The sequence below is a fragment of the Aphanothece microscopica RSMan92 genome (assembly GCF_046613545.2).
In the GTDB taxonomy this organism is placed as follows: Bacteria; Cyanobacteriota; Cyanobacteriia; order PCC-6307; family Cyanobiaceae; genus NIES-981.
Genome location: NZ_JBKKKY020000456.1, coordinates 1 through 502, shown reverse-complemented (window position 1 = coordinate 502; position 502 = coordinate 1). Strand labels below are relative to the sequence as shown.

At 63.7% G+C, this 502-nt stretch carries 1 protein-coding gene; it reads right to left on the bottom strand.

Annotated elements, in window-relative coordinates:
- Nucleotides 1–22: 22 nt before the first annotated feature.
- Nucleotides 23–502: transposase (locus tag ACLD7X_RS18525; protein ID WP_411425150.1), on the bottom strand; the 480-nt coding region annotated here is incomplete at its 5' end.

Sequence of the window (502 nt, the reverse complement as noted above, 5' to 3'; positions counted from 1 at the left end):
GCCGTTGAGTTCCTAACCGCTGTCAAGTCGCCAAGGCTTGCCAGGCCTCAGTTGTTGATGCAGCCTGACGAGGGGGTGGTTGCCGCTTTGGAGCGCTCTGCGACTCCTGGTTCAGCGTTGCTACCCCACCCAGAGCCTTGCCGCTCCGCTTCCTGATCGTGCGGCGAGCAGCGCGTACCGTTTCTGGGATGGCGTAGCGGTCCTTCACGATGGCTTTGCCCTCCTCCTTGCTGATCTCTCGCCCGTCCACATCGCGGATGACGTAAGGGACCCCAGCCCTCAGGCAGGCCGTGATGCGAGTCAACAGCACCGTGGCCACCGTGCAGACGGCGGAGTTGTGGTGACGGCCCGTCTCACACATCAACCGCTGATAGCGCCGGGCCAAGGTGGGATCGAAACGGCGGACCTGATTGGCCGCCAGGAACAGCGCTTCCCGCAAGCAGGCATCCCCTTTCTTGCTGGGGCCTCCGCCAGCACTGCTGCGCCCTGAGCTGTTTTGTCT